The organism is Cupriavidus sp. FW305-3-2-15-C-LB2 (assembly GCF_058787575.1).
The window spans coordinates 14,926-28,438 of record NZ_JBYSZW010000058.1 but is presented as its reverse complement, the minus strand read 5'-3'; the positions used below and the strand labels follow the sequence as shown (position 1 = coordinate 28,438).

The window sequence follows — 13,513 nt, the reverse complement described above, 5'->3', positions numbered from 1 at the left end:
GAACCGGCTCAGCACCCCAATGGGCCGATGTAGCCCGGCAGGCCGCGCGCGCCCGCGGCGTGGGCCAGCCGGAACGCCTGCGCCAGCGCGATGGCAAAGTGATGCGGGGTGTCGAACGGGCCCGCCACGTGGCGGCGGAAATAGTCGGCCCAGCGGAAATCCATATAGGCGGTCTTGACCTTGCGATAGCCGCCGGCCAGCTGCACGAAGGCCTCGAGGCTGCGATACGGGTCGTCGCGCATGTCGTGGATGCCGGCAGGCAGTTCCGTCAGCGGACGGCGGCGCCCGTGTTCGTCGTAAGGGTGGACCATGTGCTCGGCCACCATGTGGCGCCAGAACGCCGGCACGTCCATGTCGCTCAGGTCGGCGCGCACCACGCCCGGCACATGGGTGAGCCCCAGATCGTGCCAGGCGCGCACCCAGTGATGGTGATCGACCACGTACAGGGCCTGTTCAGGACCGATCACCAGGTGTACGCGGTGCCGGTCCAGGAACGCGGCGCGGTCCTCCGGCGGCACGCGCCGGGTGACATGGACCTTCTGCGCGACGTGGTAGCCGCCTACTGTGATCTGGGTGGGACGCAGGGCATCCAGCGGCACCATCAGCTTGCTGTCCGGGCACAGCTTGCGAGGCTGGCGGCGCATGGGCGCATCAACTCTTGTTCAGCGTGCGCTCAGGCGAGATCCCCGAAGTATCGGTGCCGGCCGCATCGTCGCCGCCGACCTCGGAGCCCGCCGCCCACGCGGCGCCTGGCTGGCGCTGCACGCGCAGGTGATTATTCACCTCGGTGACTCCGAACACGGCATCGGCGATGTCCTCGATCACGTACTTCTCGCGGCGCTCGCGCACGGTGCCGTCCAGCGTCACCACGCCGTTGGCCACTTCCACGCTGACATCGTGGACATCGACATAGGGGTTCATCGCCAGGCGTTCGCACACATCCTCGCGTACGCGCTCATCGGCGCGGCGGTAGCCCTTGGGGCCGACCGGACGGCGCCCGGCGCGCTGGCCGCCTGGCGCTCCCGCTTGCGCCGTATAGGACGCGTGGCGCCGGTAGCCCGGATCATCCGGGTACACACGCTGGCCGCCGCTGTACGACTGGCCACCGCTGCCGGCATCGCCAAAATAGCCGCCGCCATAGCTCGGCTGCCCGGCGCGCTGCGCGCGGTCGCGTTCCATGCCTTCGCGCCAGTGCATGGCGCGGCCGCCGCGTTCACCCCATTCTTCTTCACCACCGTGCCAGCCGCGGCCAGGCTGGCGCGGGTCATCCTCATCGCTGAGTTCGCTGCGGCGTCCGCGCGGGCCGAAGCGGTCTTCATCGCGGTAGCCATAGCCCGATTCGCGTTCTTCGCTGCGGTAGCCGCTGTCCTGCGGGGCCGGCCGGTAGCCACCATAGCCGCTGCTGTACGGATGGCCGGTGCCGCCCGTGTCGGCCGCGCCATAGCCCGGTTCGCCCCAACTGCCGCGGCGCTGGCCGGCAGGCGTGTCCTGCTGGTACCACGGGCCGCCATGGAGATCGGACTCGCGTTCGCGGCCCGGAGGCGCGGATTGGCCGCTGCTGTCGCCGCGCCAGTCCTCGCCCCATTCCTGTCCCCAGTCCTCCGAGCCGCTGCCCCGGCCCTGGTCGCGCGTCCGTTGCGCCGGGCCGCGCTCGCGGCGCTGCGTTTCGCTGCCGCTGCGGGGGCCGCTGCGGCTGCGCTCGTTGCGGAAGTTGAACATGGTTGCCTCCTGGCTGTGGGGCCCGGGCGTCCTCCGCCGCACTGCCTGGTGCGGCGGGCCCGTGCGGCAACCGCCGCAGGCGCGCCGGGCCGGTGATGTTCATGCCTGCAATGGCCGCAATATCCGTGCCCCGACGCGCGCGCGGGGGCCAGGCGGGCTGGCCGTCCCGGATCGCTGTAAGGATTGCCGGGCGATGTAAGGGTTACGGGCGGCGTGTCAGCCACGGCCGCGGGCCGCGGCGTGGCCCGGGCTCGCCGTTTGCGGCATGGAATTTGCGCGGCACCTGCAAGGGCCGCGATGCGGCCGCGCAGACAGGAGCCAGCCATGTCCACACCGACCAGCATCCCGCCCCAGCACCAGTCGCGACAACCTGGCCTGGAGTCCGCCATGCGGCCGCAGCCGGACAGCGGCGCTGACGACTATGTCGGCAGCGGCCGCCTGCGCGGGCGCGCGGCGCTGATTACCGGCGGCGACAGCGGCATCGGCCGGGCCATTGCGGTGGCGTTTGCGCGTGAAGGCGCCGATGTCGCCATCGCCTATCTCGATGAGCATGCCGATGCGCGCGAGACCGTCGAGCTGGTGGAGGGGGCGGGCCGCAAATGCCTGGCAATCGCCGGCGACCTCGCCGACCGCGCGCATGCCGAGGCCGTGGCGCGACAGGCGTTGCAGCAGTACGGCAAGCTCGACATCCTGGTCAACAACGCCGCCGAGCAACACTCCAAGGCCTCGCTGGAAGAGGTCGACGCCAGCCAGGTGGAGGCCACCTTCCGCACCAATGTGTTTGCGATGTTCCACCTGACGCGCGCGGTGCTGCCGCACCTGAAGTCGGGCGCGTCAATACTGAACACCACTTCGGTGACCGCGTATCGCGGCAGCAAGCACCTGCTGGATTATTCCGCCACCAAGGGTGCGATCGTATCGTTCACGCGTTCCCTGGCGCTGCAGGTGGTCGAGCGCGGCATCCGTGTCAACGGCGTCGCGCCGGGCCCGATCTGGACACCGCTGATCCCGTCGACCTTCACCGCGGAGGAAGTGGCCGAGTTTGGCAAGAAGACGCCGATGGGCCGCCCGGGACAACCGTTCGAGGTGGCGGCGGGCTTTGTATTCCTGGCGTCCGACGCGGCCAGCTATATCACCGGGCAGATCCTGCACATCAACGGCGGCGAGGTCGTCAACGGCTGAGGCGCCAGGGCGGGGCATGTAGTTCCGGGGCCGCCTTTGCAAATATTGCACGCCGGCGTGCGCGCCATGCAGGCCGTGCGCGCGGCGTGCCGCACAGCAGGCGCAGGCGTGGCTCTTGCAATGTGGATGACAGCAGTCATGACCATCGCCACCATCATGGGAGTCAGTCATCATGTCATCGATCGTAGCCGGACGTTTCGATTCGATTGCCAGCGCCGAAGACGTGGCACGTACCCTGTTCTCGCGCGGCTTCTCCGTGTGGGACGTATCCATCATGTCGGTGGGGCCGGACAGTGCGCCGGAAAGCGGCGCGGTGGACCGCGTCATGCTGGCGGCATGCGTCAACAACGGCCTCGATTCCGTTGCCGTGGACGTGCTGCGTGAAGCCGGGGCGAGCGCACTGGAATGCGCGCAAGGCAACTGGGAATGCGGCCAGTGGACGGATTTCAATCCCGCCCGCCACGGCGAGCCCATACGCGGCGGCGAGGGTGAGTACTGGCCACGCCCGCTCGCACGCGAGGCGGTTGCCGAAGAGAGCACCGGCAACGAAGACCCGGGCAGCGAGCTTGAGCACTTCGTCGACCAGAAGCGTGCCGAGAACGACTGAGCGCCGCGTCGCCGCAGCCGACAGCGCTGAACCAGGCACGCCGCGCAGCGCGCGAGGCAACGCCGTTGCCGAACTGGCTCGCCTGCGCCCGACCCAGCTGACGCTCGGTTATGCCCACGTCAGCTACAAGATGGATGTCACGCAGCGCCACGCGAACCCGGACGACCACGCGGCGCTGCGGCGCTTCATGCGCCGCCATCGCGTCAAGACCGTGGCCGGGCCGGGCGGCAGCCTCTATATCATCGATCACCATCACTGGGCGCGGGCGTGGCTGGATCTCGGCTACGAGCAGGCACCGGTGCGCGTGCTGCATGACTTCAGCCGCCTGAGCCCGTCGGCGTTCTGGAAACGGATGCGCCGTCTCGGCCATGTCCATCCCTATGACGAGCACGGCAAGCTGCTGGGCCCGAAGGCGCTGCCGCCCACTGTGCGGGGCATGCGCGACGATCCCTATCGCAGCCTGGCGGCCTTTGCGCGCGAGGCCGGGGCTTACCGCAAGCCTGGCAGCGCTGCCGGCGATTTCTCCTGGGCCGCCTTCCTGCGCGAGCGGGTGGAACAGGACCTGGGCAGCGTTGCGGGATTCGGGCTGGCGCTGGCGGAGTCGATCCGGCTGGCGCGCAGCGCCCGGGCAAGACGTTTGCCCGGCTATTGCGGCGGGCCGGCGAGGGGGAGGGTCGGGGGAAAGAAGGGCGGTGCCAGATAGCAGGTGGTGGCTGACCCTGGCAGCCCGCTTGGGCTTGCTCGCTCGCCCACGGGCGGGAGAGTGAGCAAGCTTGCCGATCAACTGTCTGACTTGTGCTTCGGCATGCCCTTGGTCTTGGTCGAAGCCATCTTGTCGAGTTCCTTCTCGCTCATCGATTTATACATCGAGCGGGAAGGTCCCTTGAGCGATCCGGCCTTCTTTTCGCCGCGCTTTGCGGAGAGCGCCGCTCCCGCGGCCTGCTGTTGCGCCTTGGATTTGGCTGGCATCTGGGTCTCCTTGCAAATGGGGGAAGGAACCGGGCGATGCGGTGGCACACGCCCGCGCTTCGTTATAGGGCGCCGGCGCGGCAGCTACAAGGGTAGCCCCGCGCTGGCGCCGCTGCGTGCGCCAGCCGGCGTGCGTTGCCCGCAGGCTGGCCGGGAACGCTAGATCCGGCCAAGCACCACGAGCAGCACCACGATCAGGACGATCAGGCCCAGGCCGCCGCTAGGCCAGTAGCCCCAGCCGGAACTGTAGGGCCAGGCCGGCAACGCGCCGATCAGCAGCAGGATAAGGATGATCAGGAGAATGGTGCCGATTCCCATGGCGTGCTCCTTGTTGTGGATCTGGCAAGCCGGGCTTCCGGACCGGGTGGCCTCGGAGAGCCAACTGCTTACAGTTCAGCCTAGATCAGGGGGCGCCGGCGTCCCCCCGGACTAGGGCTGAAATCGCTGTAGGAATCGGACGACGTTGGGGTGCCGGGCGCGCAACATGCAGGGCTGTCGTGGCGGCCACTGCGCCGCGTTCAGAACGCTGCGTTCAGCCCGTGTTCGACGGCATAGACGGCCACCTGCACGCGGCTGGCCAGGTTCAGCTTCTTCAGGATGTTCTGCACGTGGATCTTCACCGTGCTTTCCGCCACGCCCAGGTCGCGCGCGATCTCCTTGTTGCTTTCGCCGCGCGCCAGGCCCTGCACGATCTCGCGCTCGCGCGCGGTCAGCCGCGGCGCTTCGTCCTGGCGCGCCGCGGCCACCGGTGCGGGAGCGCGGAACTGGGCCACCAGCTTGGCGGTCATGCTGTCGGAGATGACCGGCTCGCCGGCCGCGGCACGGCGGATGCCGGCGATCAGCGCCTCGGTCTCGATATTCTTGATCAGGTAGCCGCGCGCACCGCCGCGCAGCGCGGCAGCCAGTTCCTCGGCTTCCTCGGACACGGTCAGCACGATCACGGCGGTCCGCGGCAGGTCTTCCACCAGCAGCTGCAGGGCCTCCAGGCCGGACAGGCCGGGCATGTTCAGGTCCAGCAGGATCACGTCGGGACGGTGCTGCTTGGCGCGCTTGATGCCTTCCACGCCGTCGGCGGCTTCGTCGACGATCTCGAAGTCGGCTTGCCGCTGCAGCAGCGCACGGATGCCGGAGCGGAACAGGGTGTGGTCGTCGATCAGCAGGATGCGGATGGTCATGGCTGGGTCTCGGTGGTCGTGGGGGCGGGGCGGGTGTCGGCGAACTCGCGGGCGCCGGAAGAGCGGCCGGCGGGCAGCACCAGTTCGATGCGCACGCCGTGGCCGGGGCGGGCCTGCACGTGCAGCTGCGCCCCCAGCCGCGCCGCGCGCTCGCGCATGATGTTCAGGCCGATATGCGCTTCGGCGCGCGTGGCGATTTCCTCCGGATCGAAGCCCTCGCCGTCGTCCTGCACCACCAGCCGGAAATCGCGGCCGTGGCTGAGCGCCACCGCCACGTGCGCCGCCATGGCGTGCTTGCGCACATTGGAGAGCGCCTCCTGCAGGATGAACAGCACCTGCAGCTGCTGCTCCGGCGCCAGCGGCCAGGCGCCGCCGCTCTCGTCAATGGCGAGCGTGGCCTCGGTGCGGCACTGGCGCCGAAAGCGGCCCACGGTCTCTTCCACCGCCGGTCGCAGCTCGCCGGTGCCGAGCCGCGAGCGGAAGTTGTTCAGCAGTTCGCGCACGTCCTGGTAGCTCTCTTCCACGCCGTGGCGCAGCATCGGCACGATCTCACGGGTCTCGGCCAGGTCGTCGCGTTCGACCGCGGCGTCCAGCAGCTGCACCTGCAGGTTCAGGTAGTTCAGGCCCTGGGCAATGCTGTCGTGCAGGCCCTGCGCCACCAGGTTGCGCTCTTCCACCACCGCCAGCTGGCGCGCGGTCGCGGACAGGCGCAGGTGTTCCAGCGCGGTGCCAAGGTGCTGGCCCAGTGTTTCCAGCATCTGGCGGTCTGACGGGGGCAGCGCGCGCGGCGTGCGGAAGTGCAGCGCGAACACGCCGGTGGCGCCGCGCTGGCTTTCGATGCGGAAGGCCGCCAGCGACTGGAAGCCGTTGCGGCTGCAGGGCGTGGCATCCCCGGCGGCGCCCTGGCGCTGCGCCGCGCGCAGGTCGACGATGGCGACCACGGCCTCGCGCGTGGCGTCGCCGCAATGGCAGGCGTTGGCCGCCGCGCAGGATTCGGATTCTGCCAGCGCGGCCGGCAGGCCGGCGGCTGCCAGCAGGTGCATCCTGCCATGGCGGCTGTCCAGCACGCGCACGCTGCCGCCATCGGCATCGAACTGGCGCATCACGCGTTCCAGGAAGCCGCGCGCCATGGCCTCGGCATCGGCGGCCTGGTTCAGGAAGGCGGCCATGTCGTAGAGCGTCTCCAGGTCGCGGTTCTGGCGTTCCAGCTCGGCGGTCTTCTGTGCCACGCGCGTCTCCAGGTCGTGGTACAGCCCCTGCAGTTCGCCGGCCATGCGGTTGAAGCCTTCGCTGAGGGTGCCGAACTCGTCGCGGCTTTCCACCGGCAGGCGCAGCGAGAACTCGCGCGCGGCCATGCGCCGCAGGCCGTCCTGCAGCCGCAGCACCGGCAGGATGATCCACAGGTAGAGCAGGTAGATCACGGCCACGGTGCCGACGCAGGCCATTGCCGCCAGCGCGATCTGCGACAAGCGCAGCCAGTCGGTCTTGCGCGCGCTGTCATGCTCGATCATGCCAACCAGGCGATCGGCCTGCGCGACGAAGCCGGGCAGTGCGGCGATATAGCTTGCCGGCGCTGCGTGCTCGCCCGTTCCGGCTACCGCCAGCGGGCGCAGACGTTGTTGCCAGCCCTGCGTGACACGGGTCATCTGGGCATGGATGGCGGGTTCGTCCGGCAGGAACAGCGGGCGCGCCGCGTCGCCTTTCCTGAGCAGGGCCAGCGTGGCGTCCAGCGCCTGCACCTGCTCGGCCAGTGCATTGTCCTGGCGCGCCTGCGCCAGCGTCAGTTCGATCGCCACGCGGTTGGCGCGCATGCGCAGGCTGCCGGCGTCATTGATGGCGGCACCCGCGCCTTCCAGCTTCCATGACAGCCACAGCGTGCCGGCAATCATGCCCAGCACCACCAGCAGCACGGCCAGCGAGAGCGAGATGATGCGGGTGGAGAGGCGGTCGCGCAGCGCCGGCAGGCCGGCAGCGCGGAAGTCCGCCGCGGCGCTGGCGGCTGGAGGATCGGTTCGGAACATGGCGGTATCGGGGGCTACCAGTCGGGGGAAGCCGGGTGGTGGCCCGGCGGCCGGCGCGTGCATGGCTGCGCGCTGGCATCGAGGGCAATTTTCCCTGCGCAGCACGCGGGGCTTCCTGCGCCAGATCAAGAAAACCCGGCTTCGGCGTCTGGCATGTGCGGCCGGCGGCGCATCGGCTTGTCATTTGCGGGGAATACCGCCCACACACCAGGCCTGTCACGTCGTGACATATCGCTCCACCGCATGGCGCGGGGATACATCGTCGGACTTATCTGCGGTCAAATCCCCACGACCTGCCCTGGCCTAGCATCGGGTCCCAACATTGATGGGGAGAAGCAAGGCGTGAAGGCAGCCAGTTTCGACTATGAACGCGCCCCGCGCCTGGCCGTGGTGTTCGGCTGCCTGATGCCGGCGCCGTGGCTTGGTGCTGCGGCGGGAGTCTTGCTTGCCGCCGGTCCGCCCGGCGGCTTGCCGGACCGCTTTGCGCCACTGGCGCTGGTGGCTGTGCATGTGCTGGCGCTGGGCATGCTGCTGCCGGTCATGGTGGGCGCGCTGTTCCAGATGATGCCGGTGGTGGCCGGCGTGGCCGTGCCGGCCGCGGGGCTGCTTGCGCCGTTCATGGCCGCGGCCGGCGCGGGCGTGGCCACCGCCCTGGGCATTGGCCTGCTCGGCGGCGAGCCTGTGGCGATGCAGGCGGCTGCGGCCGTGGCCGTGATCCTGTTGCTGGCCGGGGCCATCCTGCTGGCTGCGGGCCGGCGCGTGGCCGCAGTGGATGCCACCACGCGCACCCTTGCCGGCATCGGCGCGCCGCTGATGGTCGCGGTGCTGTGCGGCATGGTGCTGGCCGGCGCCTTCGGCGGCTGGTGGCGCGTGCCGGTGGCGCGCTGGCTCGGCCTGCATATGGCGTGGGCGCTGGGCGGCTGGCTGGCGGCACTGGTGACCGGCGTGGCCACCACCGTGCTGCCGATGTTCTGGCAGGTGCCACGCCTGCCGGCGGCGATCGGGCGCTGGCTGCCCATGGCGCACTGGTTGCCGCTGGCGCTGTTCAGCGCCGCGGCAATGCTGTGGCCGGATCACCGTGCGCTGGCGTATGGCGTGCTGCTCGTGTGGCTGGCGTTCGTGGCGGTGGTGGGCGCATGCGGGCTGGCCGGCACGCTGCGCGCGCGGCGGCGCCATGATCCGCTGTGGCTGCTCTGGCCGGTGGCATGCGCCAGCATGGCAGGCGCGGCGCTGCTGGGGGCGGCGGCCGTGGTGCTGCCCGCCACCGGGCTGCCGCTGGCATGGTGGGCCGGCACCATGGCGCTGGTCGGCGTGGGCGTGCTGCCGGTCACGGCCATGCTCGGCAAGATCGTGCCGTTCCTGGCCTGGCTGCACCTGCGCCGGCTGCTGCCGCCGCGCGCGCGGGTGCCGGCCATGCAGGCCATCATCGTGCCGGGCCGGCAACGGCGGCAGGCATGGCTGCTGCTGGCTGCCTACGTCCTGCTGCTGGCGGTGCCGCTGGCGCCGGCGCCGCTGGCCCGCGCTGGCGGCGTGCTGCTGGCGGGCGCCAATGCGTGGCTGGGGTGGCAACTGCTGGGAGCGTTGCGATGCATGCGGGAGATGAAGAAGCGCGGCGGATTACCGCCGCGCTCAGATTGCTGACAAAGTCTTTCCTGCTGCGGGTGTGCGGCGCCCGTTGCACTTGCCGGCCTTGCGAGTTGGCTCGCTCAGATTGCTGAAGCTGTTGCCGTCAGGCTGGCGCCAGCCCGGCGGGCTTTTCCCCCGTCAACAGATAGTGCATCAGCTCCGCCACCGGCCGGATCGCCTCGCCGAAGGGCAGCGCACCCCGGCCGCGGAAGAACAGGCCGCGCTCCACGTCGCCGCGCACGGCCTGCGCCAGCTTCAGGTCGATGCAGAACTGGCCGATGCGGGCAATGCCGTCGCGCAGCCCGCACGCCTGCAGGCAGTCGAAGCCCTCCAGGCATTCACGCGGCCTGGCGCGGCGCTGCAGCCGCGACTCGCTCGACAGGTAGCGCGACAGCCACGGCGTCAGCACCGCGCGCGCGGGCAGCCCGGCCACGCTGGTGAACTCGCGCAGGGTCTCGGGCCGCGCCGTGGCCAGCACCTGCTTGAAGGCCGGGTGGGCATCGCATTCCTCGGTCACGGCGAAGGCCGTGCCCAGCTGCACCGCGGCGGCGCCCTCGCCCAGCCAGTGGCGCACCTTGGCATGGCTGTCGATGCCGCCGGCCAGGATCAGCGGAATGCTGTCCCAGGCCAGCCCGAGCTGCGCAAACAGCTCGCGGCATTCGGCCAGCACGCGCGCAAACGAGAAGCGCGGCTCTGACAGGTCCTGGATGGTGGCCGCGCCCAGATGGCCGCCGGCATGGGCCGGATGCTCGACCACGATGGCATCGGGCAGGCGGCCCTTCTTCATCCAGCGGCGCAGCACCAGGCCGATGCCGCGCGCCTCGGACAAGATCGGGATCAGCGCCACCTTGGGGTGGCTGGCGGTCAGCTCGGGCAGGTCCAGCGGCAGGCCGGCGCCCATGACGATGGCATCGGCGCCGCTTTCACAGGATTGCCGCACCAGCGCGGCGTGCGAGCCCACCGCCTTCATCACGTTGACGGCGATCAGCCCGCGGCCCTCGGATGCCGTGCGCGCGGCACGGATCTCGCGATCCAGCGCCTCGAGGTTGGCGGCTTCGATGGCGGGCTTGTCACGGCTGCCGCGGGTGCGTTCCATCAGGTCGGGGTGGTGGTGGCGCAGGTCGATGCTGGCGATGGTGCCGACGCCGTTCTCGCGCGCGACGGCGCCGGCCAGCCGGTGGGCCGAGATGCCGATGCCCATGCCGCCCTGCACGATGGGCAGCAGGCGGCGGCCGGCCAGCTTGAGCCAGGGTTGATTCATAAAATCTCCGGAAGAGGATGGGCGCGGGGCCGGCGTGCGGCCAGCCGCGTGGATGACCGGGCAAGCGTGGCACAGCGGCACGGGCCGGCGTTTGCCGCAGGTCAAGCGCGCGCTGGTGGCCTGCCATCGGCCTACGCCAACCGGCATAGGCCAACGCAGGCGGTGTGCCGTTGGCGTGGGTTTGCGCGCGGTCAAGCCCCTGCTGCAAGCGCTTGGCTAGCATCAGCCGCTGTCTTCATCTTCGCGCCGCCGCCGGCGCCATCACCGATGACCCCTGCCTCCCCAGCTCCATCCACCGCGGCGAACGTGCCGCGCCGGCCCCAGCTCGTTGCGCCCGCCGGTTCGCTGGCGGCCCTGCGCATGGCACTGCAGCACGGCGCCGACGCGGTCTACCTGGGCCTGCGCGATGCCACCAACGCGCGCAACTTCGGCGGCCTGAACTTTACCGAGGCCGACATCCGCACCGGCGTGGCCGAGGCCCACGCGCGCGGCGCCGAGGTGCTGTTCGCGATCAACACCTTTGCCCAGATGGGCGCGGTGGCCCAATGGCAGCGCGCGGTCGATGCGGCGGCGGAGCTTGGCGCCGACGCGGTCATCATGGCCGACGCCGGCCTGATGGGCTATGCCTGCGAGCGCCATCCGGGCTTGCGCCTGCACCTGTCGGTGCAGGGTTCGGCCACGCATGCCGACGCCATCGAGCTGATGCGCGAGCGCTTTCATATCCGCCGCGTGGTGCTGCCGCGCGTGCTGTCGCTGGCGCAGATCGGCAAGCTGGCGCGTCAGACCAGCGTGGAGCTGGAGGTGTTCGGCTTCGGCAGCCTGTGCGTGATGGCCGAGGGGCGCTGCCTGCTGTCGTCCTACGCCACCGGCGACTCGCCCAACAACAAGGGCGTCTGCTCGCCCGCGCACGCGGTGCGCTGGACCGAGCAGGACGGCACCATGCAGGCGCGGCTGTCGGGCATCCTGATCGACAGCTATGCGCCGGGCGAGCCGGCCGGCTATCCCACGCTGTGCAAGGGCCGCTTCGAGGTGGAGGGCGAGCGCGGCTACGTGCTGGAAGAGCCCACCAGCCTCAATGCGCTGTCGCTGCTGCCGGCGCTGATCGACATGGGCATCGCTGCCATCAAGATCGAAGGCCGGCAGCGCAGCCCGCGCTATGTGGGCGATGTGGTCGGTGTGCTGCGCGCGGCCATCGACGCGGCCTGCGCCGATCCGGCACGCTTCGTGCCGCGGCAAGAGTGGCAGAGCACGCTGGGGCGCCATGCCGAAGGCGACCAGGTCACGCAAGGCGCCTATGACCGGCCGTGGCGGTGACACCCATGACATCGATCTGCCTTGAACCGGCCATGACGGAGCTTCCCATGCCAGAGATTGCCGCGGCCGCGATGCCGCAAACCGTAGCGATGCCCGACTTCGGCATCGCCCTGGGCCCACTGCTGTACTACTGGCCGCGCGAGGCCGTGATGCAGTTCTATGCGTCGGTCGCCGATGCGCCGGTCGACCGCGTCTATCTCGGCGAGACCGTCTGCACGCGCCGCCATGAAGTCCGCCATGCGCAATGGCTGGAGATTGCGCAAATGCTGCGCGATGCCGGCAAGGAGGTGGTGCTGTCCACGCCGGTGCTGGTGGAGTCCGACACTGACATCGCCTGGATGCGCCGCGCCTGCGCCCAGGACGACTACCTGGTCGAGGCCAACGACCTTGGCGCGGTGCGCTGCATGCAAGGGCGGCCCTTTGTCGGCGGCCCCCACCTCAATGTCTACCACGCCGATACGCTGGCGTGGCTGGCCGGGCTGGGCGCGGCCGGCTGCGTCGCGCCGGTGGAGATGGATGGCGCCACACTGGCCGCGCTGGCAGCGGCGCGCCCCACCGGCATGCGCCTGGAAGCCTTTGTCTGGGGCCGGCTGCCGCTGGCGTTCTCGGCGCGCTGCTTTACCGCGCGCCACCATCGCCTGCGCAAGGACAGTTGCGAGTTCCGCTGCATGGACTATCCCGACGGCCTGGTGGCAGCCACCGGCGAGGGGCAGGCGTTCTTCACGCTCAACGGCGTGCAGACGCAGAGCGCCACCTGCCTGGACCTGTGCGCAGAGGCGTTGGCGATGGCGCGGATGGGGGTGGGGATGCTGCGCGTGAGCCCGCATTCGTCCGGCACGCTGCAGGTGGTGCAACAGCTCGCGGCGATTCGTGCTGGTGAACAGGCACCCGCTGCCAGCGGCATCACGCCGACCGGCGCCCAGCCCTGCAACGGCTACTGGCACGGCAGCGCGGGCATCGCCTGGGAGGCCCGGGCATGAGCGCGCTGCACAAGCTGATCGCGGGCGTGCACCGGCGCATGCCCGCCCGTGCCAGGGCGCTGCCGCTGGTGGCGGCGCTGGAGCTGGCGCGCCGAGCGGGATGGCTGGAGCCACCGGCCGCACTGGACGGACACGCCTTCCTGCTGACGGTGCAGGACCTTGGGCTGGCCGTGCCGTTCCGCTGCGAAGGCGGGCGCTTTCGTGCCGCGGCGGCGGACGCCGAGCCTGAGCTGACGCTGCGCGCCTGCGCGGTCGACTACCTGCGCCTGCTGGGCGGCGAGGCCGATACCGACACGCTGTTCTTCCAGCGCCGGCTGGTGATCAGCGGCGATACCGCGCTGGGCCTGGAGGTCAAGTACTGGCTCGACGCCGCGCCGCGGCCTGCATGGGTCAGCCAGGCGGCGGCGCGGCTGGTGGCCTTGCATGGCGCCACCGTGGGGCGGGCAGGTGCGGCGTCGTAGCCGTGCCACTCAGGCGTCGCCGTCCAGCATGAAGCGGTTGCGTCCCGCGCGCTTGGCCTGGTACATAGCGCTGTCGGCGCGGTGCAGCAGCGGCTCCAGCCGCGGCGCTTCCGGCACGGTCCAGACCGCGCCCACGCTGATGGTGACCACCGGCTGCACCGGCGTGGGGGGGGGGGGGGGGGGGGGGGGGGGGGGGGG

15 protein-coding genes are annotated in these 13,513 nt (G+C 70.6%); 7 read left to right on the top strand and 8 right to left on the bottom strand.

Annotated features, from left to right (window positions below):
• Window positions 1-8: 8 nt before the first annotated feature.
• Window positions 9-644, bottom strand: a complete 636-nt coding sequence (locus tag AC3WRR_RS30305; RefSeq protein WP_010810659.1) for a ParB-like protein — start codon at window positions 642-644, stop codon at window positions 9-11.
• Window positions 645-651: 7 nt separating this feature from the next.
• A complete protein-coding gene (locus AC3WRR_RS30300; RefSeq protein WP_010810658.1) occupies window positions 652-1,719 on the bottom strand; it encodes a BON domain-containing protein in 1,068 nt (355 codons plus the stop codon).
• A 324-nt stretch (window positions 1,720-2,043) separates the two neighbouring features.
• On the opposite strand from AC3WRR_RS30300, the gene AC3WRR_RS30295 reads away from it, so the two are divergent.
• The 3 genes from AC3WRR_RS30295 (at window position 2,044) to AC3WRR_RS30285 (ending at window position 4,211) form a co-directional block, all read left to right on the top strand.
• The gene (locus AC3WRR_RS30295) at window positions 2,044-2,901 is read left to right on the top strand and encodes an SDR family oxidoreductase (protein WP_010810657.1); all 858 of its coding nucleotides are present in this window, start codon (window positions 2,044-2,046) and stop codon (window positions 2,899-2,901) included.
• Between the two features lie 172 nt (window positions 2,902-3,073).
• Complete coding sequence (locus AC3WRR_RS30290; protein WP_010810656.1) at window positions 3,074-3,508, top strand: hypothetical protein; 435 nt, start codon at window positions 3,074-3,076, stop codon at window positions 3,506-3,508.
• A complete protein-coding gene (locus AC3WRR_RS30285; RefSeq protein ID WP_010810655.1) occupies window positions 3,492-4,211 on the top strand; it encodes a ParB-like protein in 720 nt (239 codons plus the stop codon). Before AC3WRR_RS30290 ends, AC3WRR_RS30285 begins: the two co-directional genes overlap by 17 nt.
• 77 nt (window positions 4,212-4,288) lie before the next feature.
• On the opposite strand, the gene AC3WRR_RS30280 is transcribed toward AC3WRR_RS30285, so the two are convergent.
• The 4 genes from AC3WRR_RS30280 to AC3WRR_RS30265 all read right to left on the bottom strand — a co-directional run bounded on the left by AC3WRR_RS30280 (window position 4,289) and on the right by AC3WRR_RS30265 (window position 7,673).
• Complete coding sequence (locus AC3WRR_RS30280) at window positions 4,289-4,477, bottom strand: DUF3008 family protein (RefSeq protein ID WP_010810654.1); 189 nt, start codon at window positions 4,475-4,477, stop codon at window positions 4,289-4,291.
• Between the two features lie 159 nt (window positions 4,478-4,636).
• A complete protein-coding gene (locus AC3WRR_RS30275) occupies window positions 4,637-4,795 on the bottom strand; it encodes a DUF3309 family protein (RefSeq protein WP_010810653.1) in 159 nt (52 codons plus the stop codon).
• A 200-nt stretch (window positions 4,796-4,995) separates the two neighbouring features.
• Window positions 4,996-5,652, bottom strand: a complete 657-nt coding sequence (locus tag AC3WRR_RS30270; protein ID WP_011617797.1) for a response regulator — start codon at window positions 5,650-5,652, stop codon at window positions 4,996-4,998.
• The gene (locus tag AC3WRR_RS30265; protein WP_058697357.1) at window positions 5,649-7,673 is read right to left on the bottom strand and encodes a type IV pili methyl-accepting chemotaxis transducer N-terminal domain-containing protein; all 2,025 of its coding nucleotides are present in this window, start codon (window positions 7,671-7,673) and stop codon (window positions 5,649-5,651) included. Before AC3WRR_RS30265 ends, AC3WRR_RS30270 begins: the two co-directional genes overlap by 4 nt.
• A 342-nt stretch (window positions 7,674-8,015) precedes the next feature.
• On the opposite strand from AC3WRR_RS30265, the gene AC3WRR_RS30260 reads away from it, so the two are divergent.
• The gene (locus tag AC3WRR_RS30260) at window positions 8,016-9,314 is read left to right on the top strand and encodes a hypothetical protein (protein ID WP_058697356.1); all 1,299 of its coding nucleotides are present in this window, start codon (window positions 8,016-8,018) and stop codon (window positions 9,312-9,314) included.
• A gap of 88 nt (window positions 9,315-9,402) precedes the next feature.
• On the opposite strand, the gene AC3WRR_RS30255 is transcribed toward AC3WRR_RS30260, so the two are convergent.
• Window positions 9,403-10,560: an NAD(P)H-dependent flavin oxidoreductase gene (locus tag AC3WRR_RS30255; protein WP_058697355.1), complete on the bottom strand. Its 1,158-nt coding sequence runs from the start codon at window positions 10,558-10,560 to the stop codon at window positions 9,403-9,405.
• A gap of 267 nt (window positions 10,561-10,827) precedes the next feature.
• On the opposite strand from AC3WRR_RS30255, the gene ubiU reads away from it, so the two are divergent.
• The 3 genes from ubiU to ubiT are packed head-to-tail and all read left to right on the top strand — an operon-like array spanning window position 10,828 to window position 13,315.
• Window positions 10,828-11,874, top strand: coding sequence for a ubiquinone anaerobic biosynthesis protein UbiU (gene ubiU, locus AC3WRR_RS30250; RefSeq protein ID WP_176844240.1), 1,047 nt, complete (start codon window positions 10,828-10,830; stop codon window positions 11,872-11,874).
• A 47-nt stretch (window positions 11,875-11,921) separates the two neighbouring features.
• Window positions 11,922-12,854 (top strand): U32 family peptidase, encoded by a 933-nt coding sequence (locus AC3WRR_RS30245; protein WP_143010686.1) that lies wholly within the window; start codon window positions 11,922-11,924, stop codon window positions 12,852-12,854.
• Window positions 12,851-13,315, top strand: coding sequence for a ubiquinone anaerobic biosynthesis accessory factor UbiT (gene ubiT / locus AC3WRR_RS30240; protein WP_010810646.1), 465 nt, complete (start codon window positions 12,851-12,853; stop codon window positions 13,313-13,315). Before AC3WRR_RS30245 ends, ubiT begins: the two co-directional genes overlap by 4 nt.
• 9 nt (window positions 13,316-13,324) lie before the next feature.
• Here the strand turns inward: ubiT and AC3WRR_RS30235 are convergent.
• Window positions 13,325-13,513, bottom strand: a 189-nt coding sequence (locus AC3WRR_RS30235) for a diguanylate cyclase domain-containing protein (protein WP_492298915.1), incomplete at its 5' end; no start/stop codon positions are given.

What these genes read in the sequence shown, in the direction of transcription:
- AC3WRR_RS30280 (WP_010810654.1), bottom strand. Translation starts at nt 4,477, where the DNA reads ATGCCAGCCAAATCCAAGGCGCAACAGCAGGCCGCGGGAGCGGCGCTC.
- ubiU (WP_176844240.1), top strand. Translation starts at nt 10,828, where the DNA reads ATGACCCCTGCCTCCCCAGCTCCATCCACCGCGGCGAACGTGCCGCGC.
- AC3WRR_RS30295 (WP_010810657.1), top strand. Translation starts at nt 2,044, where the DNA reads ATGTCCACACCGACCAGCATCCCGCCCCAGCACCAGTCGCGACAACCT.
- AC3WRR_RS30300 (WP_010810658.1), bottom strand. Translation starts at nt 1,719, where the DNA reads ATGTTCAACTTCCGCAACGAGCGCAGCCGCAGCGGCCCCCGCAGCGGC.
- AC3WRR_RS30255 (WP_058697355.1), bottom strand. Translation starts at nt 10,560, where the DNA reads ATGAATCAACCCTGGCTCAAGCTGGCCGGCCGCCGCCTGCTGCCCATC.
- AC3WRR_RS30265 (WP_058697357.1), bottom strand. Translation starts at nt 7,673, where the DNA reads ATGTTCCGAACCGATCCTCCAGCCGCCAGCGCCGCGGCGGACTTCCGC.
- AC3WRR_RS30275 (WP_010810653.1), bottom strand. Translation starts at nt 4,795, where the DNA reads ATGGGAATCGGCACCATTCTCCTGATCATCCTTATCCTGCTGCTGATC.
- AC3WRR_RS30290 (WP_010810656.1), top strand. Translation starts at nt 3,074, where the DNA reads ATGTCATCGATCGTAGCCGGACGTTTCGATTCGATTGCCAGCGCCGAA.
- ubiT (WP_010810646.1), top strand. Translation starts at nt 12,851, where the DNA reads ATGAGCGCGCTGCACAAGCTGATCGCGGGCGTGCACCGGCGCATGCCC.
- AC3WRR_RS30305 (WP_010810659.1), bottom strand. Translation starts at nt 644, where the DNA reads ATGCGCCGCCAGCCTCGCAAGCTGTGCCCGGACAGCAAGCTGATGGTG.
- AC3WRR_RS30270 (WP_011617797.1), bottom strand. Translation starts at nt 5,652, where the DNA reads ATGACCATCCGCATCCTGCTGATCGACGACCACACCCTGTTCCGCTCC.
- AC3WRR_RS30245 (WP_143010686.1), top strand. Translation starts at nt 11,922, where the DNA reads ATGCCAGAGATTGCCGCGGCCGCGATGCCGCAAACCGTAGCGATGCCC.